This is a genomic window from Curtobacterium sp. ME26 (genome assembly GCF_903970945.1).
Taxonomy (GTDB): Bacteria; Actinomycetota; Actinomycetes; order Actinomycetales; family Microbacteriaceae; genus Curtobacterium; species Curtobacterium citri.
Genome location: NZ_CAJCKG010000088.1, coordinates 1 through 6,049, shown reverse-complemented (window position 1 = coordinate 6,049; position 6,049 = coordinate 1). Strand labels below are relative to the sequence as shown.

The following is a 6,049-nucleotide window of genomic DNA, read 5'->3' as shown; positions in this document are numbered from 1 at the left end:
CCGGTCTGTCGCGCAGGGTCGCGCGGTGGACCGGCGCGATGGACGCGGCCGCGACCGGCTCCGGGTCGACCGTCGCGAAGCCCTCGTCGACCGGCGCGCCGAGCTCCTCCTCGAGCAACGCCACGACCGCCGCGGGGTCGGCCGGCCGGACGCTGCGCTGCAGGTCGACGAGCCCGTCGGTCCACTCCTCGGGCAGCAGGTCGTCCCGCGTGGAGAGCAGCTGGCCCATCTTCACGAAGCCGCCGCCGGCCTCCTCGAGCGCCATGCGCAGGTGGTCCGCCTGCCTGCGGCGCAGGTCCGCGGTCTCCGGGTCCCGCGAGAAGTCGAGTCGGCGGAAGGGCAGGAGTTCGTGGCGACGGGCGATGGCGAGCAGCTCGGCGAAGCGGCGGGCTCGGGAGCGCAGGCTGCCGGCGTCGACGTCCTGCCGGCCGAGGTCGCTCAGGCGGGGCGGGGTGGGCACCGGACCAGTCTGCTCCCCTGGCCTGCGGGGCACCCCGCTCCTGCACAGCCGGGAGGCGCGGGCTGCGTTCCACAGGTCGGCCCGCCGCGTGCAGGCGGTCGCGTCCAGCGCGCCACGCTCGTGGCATGGACACAGCACTGATCACCGCGACCATCGCCGCGGCCGCCGCGGTCTTCGCGGCGGTGATGACCTGGAACGCGGCGAAGCGGACTCGACAGTCGAGTGAACGGACCCACGCCTGGACCCGGATCGTCTGGGCAGCACAACTCCATCCCGGCGACCGCGGATACGACATCTCGCGGTCTGTGCTCAGGAGCATCGCGACCCTACGGTGGGCACCGGAGGACGATCGCGAGTTGGCCAGCGAGCTGTCCCAGGCCGTCGAACCCGTCGAACCCGTCAAACCGGAGGAGTACCCGTGAAGTTCCGACGACCGATCATCGTCCCGACCGACGAACACGCCCGTCGCGCCTTCCGCAACGGCGCGACCCTCGAGGAGTGGGCCGAGTTCCGCCGCACCAACATCATCACCGTGTCCATGCACGTGAAGTGGTGGTGGCGCCGAACCCTGCGCAAGCTGCGGTGACCCTGCGCGAGCTCCGGTGACCCGGGCGGCGGGACCGGCTAGACGCCGACCTCCTGGTACGCCGTGAAGAGCAGGTGGTCCTCCGGTCCCTCGAGCGTGACCGGCTTGCCGACACCGTCGAGGATGATGAACCGCAGCATGCCCGCACGCGCCTTCTTGTCCCGGCGCATGGTGGCGAGCAGGCCCTCCCACCGGCCGAGTCCGTACGTGGTGGGCAGCTCGAGCGACTCGAGGATCGAGCGGTGCCGGTCCACGGTGGCGTCGTCCAGGTGCCCGGTGAGCCGGGCGAGCTCCGCCGCGAAGACCATCCCGACGGACACCGCCGCGCCGTGCCGCCACTGGTAGCGCTCGGCGTGCTCGATGGCGTGGCCGAGCGTGTGGCCGTAGTTCAGGATCTCGCGGCGGCCCTGCTCGGTGAAGTCGTCCGCCACGACCTCGGCCTTGAGGGCGATCGCGAGCTCCACCACGCGCCGGAACTCGGGTGTCGTCGGATCGGTCACGCGGGCGACGTCGGCCTCGATCACGTCGAGGATCTCCGGCACGGCGATGAACCCCGCCTTGACGATCTCGGCGAACCCGGTCAGCACGTCGTTCCGGGGCAGGCTGCGGACCAGGTCGAGGTCGGCCACGACGGCGCGCGGGTGGTGGAACGCCCCGACGAGGTTCTTCCCCTCGTTGGTGTTGATCCCGGTCTTGCCGCCCACGCTGGCGTCGACCATGCCGAGCACGCTGGTCGGGATCGCCACGAAGGCGACGCCGCGCAACCACGTGGCGGCGACGAACCCGGCGAGGTCGGTGACGGCCCCGCCGCCGAGCCCGATGACGGCGTCGGTGCGGGTGAAGTCGGCCTGGCCCATGACCTGCCAGCAGAACGCGGCGACCTCGACGCGCTTCGCGGCCTCGGCGTCCGGCACCTCGGCGATGAGCGCGTCGAACCCGGCCTCGACGAGGACGGCCCGCAGGTCGTTCGCCCGCGCTCCGAGGGTCGGGGCGTGCACGATGAGGACCTTCGCGACGCGGGGCCCGAGGAGCGCCGGGACGGAGCCGAGCAGACCGTTCCCGACGGCCACGACGTACCCGTCCTCGCCGCCGACGCGGATCTCGGTGGTGCCCTCGGGCAGGTTCGACGCGGTCACGGTGTCCCTCCGGTGGTGGTGCCCCGGGCGGTGCCGGTAGCGCTGGTGGCCTGCTGCCCCGTGACCCAGGCGACGACGTCGCGGACCACGTGCGACATGGGTCGACGCGAGGTGTCGAAGGTCGCGTGCGCGAGTTCGGCGTAGGTGGCGGCACGCTCGTCGGCGATGGTCTGCCAGGCGTCGAGCCCGCCCTGCGCGAGCAGCGGACGGTCGCTCCCCGCGATCCGGGCGGCGACGGCCTCGGGCGACACCGTCAGCAGGACGATCCGGGCGCCGACGAGCGCCGCCCGCGTGTCCGGGTGTGTCACCGCTCCCCCGCCGACGGCGATGACGCCTGCCGTGGCCAGGGCGGACCGGACGGCCGCCGCCTCGAGTTCGCGGAACGCGGGTTCGCCCCGCTCGGCGAAGATGCCGGGGATCGGGCCGTGCTCGCGGGCGATGACGCGGTCGGTGTCGGTGAACGGCACGCCGAGCGCCTTCGCGACGCGCTTGCCGACGCTCGACTTCCCGGCGCCCATCGGGCCGATCACGACGACGGGGGCGTCGACGCCCACGCGGTCGGCGGACGTGGCCCCGTCGGCACCGCTCACGACGCGGTGGACGGCTCGGTCGCGTCGGTCCGACGGGAGCGCAGCGTCTCCGGGATGGACGCGAGGTACGCGTCCAGGTTGCGCTTCGTCTCGACGAGGCTGTCCCCACCGAACTTCTCGAGCACGGCGTCCGCGAGCACGAGGGCGACCATCGCTTCGGCGACCACGCCGGCGGCCGGCACGGCGCAGACGTCGCTGCGCTGGTGGTGCGCGGAGGCGTCCTCGCCCGTGGCGACGTCGATGGTGTGCAGGGCGTGCGGCACGGTCGCGATCGGCTTCATGCCCGCACGGACCCGCAGGACGGTGCCCGTCGACATGCCGCCCTCGGTCCCACCGGCACGGTCACTGGTCCGGACGATCTCGCCGTCCTCGCGGTACAGCTCGTCGTGGGCGGCCGACCCCCGGCGTCCCGCGGTCGCGAAGCCGTCGCCGACCTCGACGCCCTTGATGGCCTGGATGCCCATGATCGCGGCGGCGAGCCGTGCGTCGAGGCGACGGTCCCACTGCACGTGCGAGCCCAGCCCCGGCGGGACGCCGTAGAAGAGCACCTCGACGACGCCGCCGAGCGTGTCGCCGTCCTTCTTCGCTGCCTCGACCTCGGTGACCATGCGCGCCGAGGTCTCGGGGTCGGCACAGCGCAGCTGGTCCTCGTCGAGCCGGTCGACGTCCTCGGGCAGCGGCAGTTCGGTGCCGTCGGGCACCCGCACGGTGCCGACCTGCAGCGTGTGCGCCACGGAACGGATGCCGAGCTCGGCGAGGAACGACTTCGCGACCGCGCCGAGGGCGACCCGTGCGGCGGTCTCCCGGGCGGAGGCACGCTCGAGGATCGGGCGGGCCTCGTCGAACCCGTACTTCTGCATGCCGACCAGGTCGGCGTGGCCGGGCCGGGGGCGGGTGAGCGGCGCGCTCCGACCGCGGGACATCTCGGTCGACTCGACGGGCTCGGGGTTCATCACCTCGACCCACTTCGGCCACTCCGTGTTGCCGATGCGGATCGCGATCGGGCTGCCCAGGGAGTACCCGTGCCGGACACCGCCGGAGACGTGCAGCTCGTCCTGCTCGAACTTCATGCGGGAGCCGCGTCCGTAGCCGAGCTTGCGTCGAGCGAGGTCGGTGCGGATGGACTCGAACGAGACCGGGACGCCGGCCGGCAGGCCCTCGAGCATCGCGACGAGTTCGGGTCCGTGGGACTCACCAGCGGTCAACCAACGAAGCATGTCGACCATCCTCCCACAGCGTCACGCCGTGCGACGCGGGTCGGCTACTGGTAGTCGGGGTGGGCGCGGAGCCAGGCCTGGAACTGCGCGACGGCGACCTGGTGCTGCGCGTACGTGTCCGAGAACACCGTCTCGCCCGTCTCCAGGTTCACCGTGACGAAGTACAGCCACTTCCCGGTGGCCTCCTGCGTGACCGCCTTGATGGCCACGTCGCCTGGGTTCGAGATCGGTGCCGGCGGCAGCCCCTTGTGCACGTAGGTGTTGTACTCGTTCCCCGCGTCCGCACGCTCGGCGTCGGTCGTCGTCACGGTGTGCGTGTTCCCGGTGCCGTACGCAACCGTCGCGTCGGACTGCAGCGGCATGTCGATGTCGAGCCGGTTCTGGAACACCCGCGCGACCTTCGGGTAGTCGGCCGCCAGGCCCGCCTCCTTCTGCACGAGCGAGGCGAAGACGACGACCCGCTCCTGGTCGGCCTCGGCGACACCCGCGGCGGCCAGGCGCTCCTTCATCGTGTCGACCATCGACTGGAAGTACTGCTTCGCCGTCCAGCCCGGGTTGATCGGGTACGTCGCGGGGAAGAGCCACCCCTCGAGCGTCGTCACGTTCGACGGCAGACCGTACGCGCCGACGTCCTTCGCGGCCGCCGAGACCTCTGCCTCGGACAGCCCGGCCTTCGAGACCATGCCCGCCTCGATGTCCTTCAGCGCGGTCCCCTCGGGGATGACGATCGAGGCCTGGACGCGGTTGTCGCGGTCCTTGAGCGCCGCGAGCGCGGCCTTCGAGCTCATCTCCTTCTTCAGCGCGTAGGAACCGGGCTGGAACTGCACGTCCGGCGAGGTGAGCAGGAGCTTGTAGAACACCTGCGAGCTCTTCACCACGCCGCTGCGCTGCAGGGTCTTCGCGACGTCCTCGCCGATGTCGCCCTGCTTGATCGTGATCGTGACCTTGCCCGAACCGGACCCCGGGTAGTCGTCCGGTTCCTGGGACCCGCCGAACGCGCCGGCGAGCTGCTGGAACTTGGGCGCCGCGAACGCGTACGCGCCGACGCCTGCCGCGAGCACGAGCGCGACGATCACGATGCCCGCGACGAGCGGACCGCGACGACGCCGCGGCCGCGGCTCACGCGGCGGACGGGAGGACCGGCCGCCGCCGCCACGCCGCCCGCGTCCGCCGTCCCCCGCGCCGCCACCGCCGTGGCCGGCTCCGTCGGACCCGTCGCCGTCCCGGACACCGCCGCCCGCCGCTGCGTCGCGGGGGATCTCGCCGGTCAGCAGTGCCTGGACCTCGGGGTGGAGCTCGTCGTGGTCGGCGGCGACCGGCGCGTCGGCGGGCGAGGACGGACGCTCTCGGCGTCCGGTCGCGGTCGGCTCTGCCGCGGTCGCACGGGCCGCGGTCGGCTCTGCCGCGGTCGCCCGGTCCGCGGTCGCACCGGCGGCCGCCTCCTCGGCCGCGGCTGCTTCGGCGGCACGGGCGGCCCTGCGGGACTGCGGGCGCTCGTCCGCGGGCGGACCGTCGGGGTCGCGGCGTCGCCGCTCGGCGTCGTTGCCGGCCGCGATGATCGCGTTCCAGTCCAGGTCGTCTGCCACGGGATCCTCGGTCTCTCGGGTCGGGGGCTCCACCTGTGCCCCGTCGGTCCGGGAACGACGGTCTCGCGACCCGCTCCGGGGCCGGTCGGTCAGGGGAGCGTGGCGCCGGGTGCGGCGCTGGACGCTCGCTCGTGGTCGAGCGCGTGTTGCAAGATGATAACAGCGGCCGCTTGGTCGATCACGGCCCGGGACTTCTTCGTGTTCCGCCCCGCCTGGTGCAGCCCGCGCTGCGCCGTCACCGTCGAGAGCCGTTCGTCGACCAGCCGGACGGGTCGGTGCGCGGCCAGGCGCTCGGCGAAGGCCCGGGCGTCCGCCGTCGAGGGGGTGTCGTCGCCCGACATCGACAGCGGCAGCCCGACGACGAGCTCGAGCACGTCGTACTCCTCGGCGAGCTCGAGGATCCGGCGCACGTCGGTGGCCTCGGCGCGGGGCACCGTCTCGACCGGGGTGGCCAGCAGGCCGTCCCGGTCGCAG

Annotated in this window: 8 protein-coding genes; 2 read left to right on the top strand and 6 right to left on the bottom strand. The window is 73.1% G+C overall.

Annotated features, from left to right (window positions below; translation table 11 throughout):
* Positions 1–460, bottom strand: a 460-nt coding sequence (locus H7A69_RS17330) for an AarF/UbiB family protein (protein ID WP_259346289.1), incomplete at its 3' end; no start/stop codon positions are given.
* 125 nt (positions 461–585) lie between these two features.
* Between H7A69_RS17330 and H7A69_RS16995 the strand changes: the two genes are divergently transcribed.
* Complete coding sequence (locus H7A69_RS16995; protein WP_182048121.1) at positions 586–882, top strand: hypothetical protein; 297 nt, start codon at positions 586–588, stop codon at positions 880–882.
* Positions 879–1,046, top strand: a complete 168-nt coding sequence (locus H7A69_RS16990; RefSeq protein WP_182048120.1) for a hypothetical protein — start codon at positions 879–881, stop codon at positions 1,044–1,046. The genes H7A69_RS16995 and H7A69_RS16990 overlap by 4 nt, the downstream gene beginning before the upstream one ends.
* A 38-nt stretch (positions 1,047–1,084) precedes the next feature.
* Here H7A69_RS16990 and aroB read toward each other — a convergent pair whose 3' ends face one another.
* The 5 genes from aroB to ruvX all read right to left on the bottom strand — a co-directional run.
* The gene (aroB, locus tag H7A69_RS16985; protein WP_259346288.1) at positions 1,085–2,182 is read right to left on the bottom strand and encodes a 3-dehydroquinate synthase; all 1,098 of its coding nucleotides are present in this window, start codon (positions 2,180–2,182) and stop codon (positions 1,085–1,087) included.
* Complete coding sequence (locus tag H7A69_RS16980; protein ID WP_182048122.1) at positions 2,179–2,700, bottom strand: shikimate kinase; 522 nt, start codon at positions 2,698–2,700, stop codon at positions 2,179–2,181. The genes aroB and H7A69_RS16980 overlap by 4 nt, the downstream gene beginning before the upstream one ends.
* A 68-nt stretch (positions 2,701–2,768) precedes the next feature.
* Complete coding sequence (gene aroC, locus H7A69_RS16975) at positions 2,769–3,989, bottom strand: chorismate synthase (protein ID WP_182048119.1); 1,221 nt, start codon at positions 3,987–3,989, stop codon at positions 2,769–2,771.
* A 44-nt stretch (positions 3,990–4,033) separates the two neighbouring features.
* The gene (mltG, locus tag H7A69_RS16970) at positions 4,034–5,575 is read right to left on the bottom strand and encodes an endolytic transglycosylase MltG (RefSeq protein WP_182048118.1); all 1,542 of its coding nucleotides are present in this window, start codon (positions 5,573–5,575) and stop codon (positions 4,034–4,036) included.
* Positions 5,576–5,664: 89 nt separating this feature from the next.
* Positions 5,665–6,049 (bottom strand): Holliday junction resolvase RuvX (gene ruvX, locus H7A69_RS16965; RefSeq protein ID WP_182048117.1); only part of this gene is annotated, 385 nt, incomplete at its 5' end.